At 28.0% G+C, this 2,889-nt stretch carries 3 protein-coding genes; all 3 read left to right on the top strand.

What is annotated here, in order from left to right; genetic code table 11:
* Positions 1-69 precede the first annotated feature (69 nt).
* The 3 genes from Q0649_RS08895 (at position 70) to Q0649_RS08885 (ending at position 2,562) form a co-directional block, all read left to right on the top strand.
* The gene (locus tag Q0649_RS08895) at positions 70-1,074 is read left to right on the top strand and encodes a CotS family spore coat protein (protein ID WP_298840441.1); all 1,005 of its coding nucleotides are present in this window, start codon (positions 70-72) and stop codon (positions 1,072-1,074) included.
* A gap of 119 nt (positions 1,075-1,193) precedes the next feature.
* Positions 1,194-2,108, top strand: coding sequence for a sporulation peptidase YabG (yabG, locus tag Q0649_RS08890; RefSeq protein WP_298840438.1), 915 nt, complete (start codon positions 1,194-1,196; stop codon positions 2,106-2,108).
* A gap of 217 nt (positions 2,109-2,325) precedes the next feature.
* A complete protein-coding gene (locus Q0649_RS08885; RefSeq protein WP_071611048.1) occupies positions 2,326-2,562 on the top strand; it encodes a Veg family protein in 237 nt (78 codons plus the stop codon).
* Positions 2,563-2,889 lie beyond the last annotated feature (327 nt).

The following is a 2,889-nucleotide window of genomic DNA, read 5'->3' as shown; positions in this document are numbered from 1 at the left end:
ATCAAAATATTCAAGAATTTATTCTAAAATGAAATATTAGTAATATAAATGATAAGGGGGGTGAGTAATATGATGAGGGAATTTGAAATTGAAAGACAATACGGAATTAAAATAGAAAGTATACGTCCCAACAAGGGAGTGTATTTATTAAAGACAGATGATGGAGCAAAGTGTTTAAAGAAAATAAGTTACGGTACACAAAAACTTTTGTTTGTATACGGAGCTAAAGAACACCTTGCAAATAATGGTTTTGACAAGGTGGATAGATATTTTTTAAATACTGAAGGAAATCCTTATGCATTAGTTAATGAAGATATTTACACACTTTCAAAGTGGATAGATGGTCGCGAGTGTGACTTTCGAAATGAAGAAGATTTAGTATTAGCTGCAAAACATTTAGCGTTGATGCATATTGCATCAAAAGGGTATGATCCACCTGAAAACAGTAAGTTAAAAACAGATCTTGGAAGATGGCCAAATTTAATGGAAAAAAGAATAAAATCTTTTGATAAAATGCAAGGCATGATTAGAAAAAAGAAAAATTTTAAAACTGATTTTGATATGAATTATATTAGGAGTGTAGAGGATCAAAAGATACTCGGTAAAAGAGCTATGGCAATACTTGATGACTCAAGGTATTTTGACATATGTAGGCAAACAGAAGAAGAAAAAGGATTTTGCCATCATGATTATACTTATCATAATATTATTGTTGATAAAAATAATGATGTAAACATAATTGATTTTGATTATTGCAAAAGAGAAGTAAAAGCATATGATTTATCTAATTTTTTAATCAAAATGCTTAAAAAGCAGGATTGGGACATAAAGTATGCGGAAATAGTATTAGAGGCATACAGCAGTGTAAATCCTCTGTCATTAGAAGAGTACAGACTTATATATGCATTCCTAGTATTCCCACAACGTTATTGGAGATTGTGTAATAGATACTACTATAACGAAGTTACATGGATTCAAAACACTTTTAACAAGAAGATGGAGGAGTTAATCTCTGAAAAAGATAAGTTTATGGTATTTATTGAAGATTATAAAAGAGTATTTAATCAAAAATAGTCTAAATTATATTATTTATTAAAGTTATGTAGATGAAATATTTACATAACTTTTTCATGCTCACCTATTAGCTATAATTTCATAATATATACTATGAGATTAAATGTGGAGGTGGTATTGTGAAAATAGGAGATATTGTAGTAAGAAAATCTTACGGTGGGGATATAACTTTTAAAATAATGGATGTTGTGATAAGAGATGATAAAGATGTGTTTTTACTTAAGGGAATAAATTTAAGGATAGAGGCAGACTCAACTGGTGACGATTTACAACTAGTATCAGAAGATACTATTTATGAAATTGATAGGGTTTTCAATAAAAAGGTAAATGAATCTATCAAAAAAATATTAATTAATAGGGTTAAAGGTACTAGGGGAGATAAATCAGAAATAGTTGATTTTAAAGGGAAAATCAAAGAATTACAATCAAAAAAAGAAAAATATAAAGAATATAAAAATAAAAATATGATTTTTGGGAGACCAGGTAAAATATTACATGTAGACGGAGATGCAGAATATTTAGAAGTTTGTCTAAAGACTTATAAACAGTTATCTTTGGATGCTATAGGTAGAGTAATATCTGAAAAAGATCAAGCAAATGAAATAGTAAATCTTGTTAAAGAAGTTAAGCCAGATATAGTAGTGATTACAGGGCATGATGGCATGGTTAAGGGAATAACCGATTATATGAATTTAGATAATTATAGAAATTCAAAATATTTTGTTGAGACGGTTATTGCGCTTAGATCGTATAATAGTAGTTATGATGATTTAGTTATATTTGCTGGCGCATGCCAATCATGTTATGAAGCGATTTTAGATGCTGGAGCTAATTTTGCTAGCGCTCCAAATCGTGTTTTAATCCATTGTTTAGATCCTGTTTTAGTATCAGAAAAGATTGCATATACAAATATAGAAACTGTTGTAGCAATAGAAGATGTTATAGAAAATACTATAACAGGAATTGCAGGTATAGGTGGATTGCAAACTAGAGGTAAGTATAGAGAGGGGTTCCCTAAATCGCAGTATATATAAAATATAATACAATTAATTTTGTATTAGGGGTTTAGGGGGTAAAGGCTCATAAAATAGATGAAAATTAATTATGTGACTAATAACCAATGAAAAATGAATTTTATTAACACAAAATCGACATTGACAAAATTGTTATAGTAGTGATAAAATGTTATGCCTACTTGACAAAAACAAATATATGATATATAATATAAAATGTGGAAAGAGGGTGTTTGCAGTGGAAAAAATTAATGTATTGACCTCAATAAAAGATGAAATTGAAAGTCATGTTGGCGAAAGGGTAACACTTAAAGCTAATGGTGGAAGAAGAAAAATTCTTGTGGATAATGGAGTTATTGAAAAGACATATCCAAATATTTTTGTTATTAGATTAGAAAAAGACACCCACAGGACTGTGACGTATAGTTATTCAGATGTTTTGACAAAGACGGTTCAAATAGTTTTTGCAGGATAAGCGATACTGTATCATAGTATCGTTTTTTATATTTATAAATTAATCTTATGAATTTAGGATTAACAAGACATATATTAAATAAAATGCATTTAGTTAGTAATAACAATGTATTTTATAAAATATATGTTTTTTTTATTTAAGAAATATGGTGGATTATGTTATACGATTATAAAAAATAAATATCATATTTTGATAACTATTTATATATATATTATATAGTAGGTATTTTAGGAGGGTAACGATTAGCAAATGTTACCCCAATAGAAATACAAGGAGGTATAATATGGAGATAAATTTAATTAGGGAAAATATTGAATATGAACAATT

It is taken from the genome of uncultured Clostridium sp., assembly GCF_937920395.1.
Classification (GTDB): domain Bacteria; phylum Bacillota; class Clostridia; order Clostridiales; family Clostridiaceae; genus Clostridium_AD.
The sequence above is the reverse complement of the archived record's forward strand: the minus strand, read 5'-3'. Positions and strand labels throughout refer to the sequence as shown.

What these genes read in the sequence shown, in the direction of transcription:
- Q0649_RS08895 (WP_298840441.1), top strand. Translation starts at nt 70, where the DNA reads ATGATGAGGGAATTTGAAATTGAAAGACAATACGGAATTAAAATAGAA.